The 578-nt window shown below is 53.6% G+C and carries 1 protein-coding gene; it reads right to left on the minus strand.

The features are described from left to right. On the minus strand, positions 1–578 hold a 578-nt coding region (locus J4613_RS22460; RefSeq protein ID WP_001738553.1), incomplete at both ends, for an EF-Tu/IF-2/RF-3 family GTPase.

The raw sequence follows: 578 nt of genomic DNA on the forward strand, positions 1-578 counted from the left end.
AGAACTTTAGCAACAACGCCCGCGCCAACGGTACGGCCGCCTTCACGGATTGCGAAACGCAGACCGTCGTCCATTGCGATCGGGTGGATCAGGGTAACAACCATTTTGATGTTGTCGCCCGGCATTACCATCTCTACGCCTTCCGGCAGTTCGATGGTGCCAGTCACGTCAGTAGTACGGAAGTAGAACTGCGGACGGTAGCCTTTGAAGAACGGAGTATGACGGCCGCCTTCATCTTTGGACAGAATGTACACTTCAGATTCGAACTTGGTGTGCGGCTTGATGGTGCCCGGCTTAGCCAGTACCTGACCACGTTCGATTTCTTCACGTTTGATACCACGCAGCAGAACACCTACGTTCTCACCGGCACGGCCTTCGTCCAGCAGTTTGCGGAACATTTCAACGCCAGTACAGGTAGACTTCTGAGTCTCTTTGATACCAACGATTTCAACTTCTTCGCCCACTTTGATGATACCGCGTTCTACACGACCGGTAACAACGGTACCACGACCGGAGATGGAGAATACGTCTTCGATCGGCAGCAGGAACGGCTTGTCAATCGCACGCTCTGGTTCCGG

Origin of the sequence: Salmonella sp. 32020114201800008SM, assembly GCF_017572025.1 — a bacterium.
Classification (GTDB): Bacteria; Pseudomonadota; Gammaproteobacteria; order Enterobacterales; family Enterobacteriaceae; genus Salmonella; species Salmonella enterica.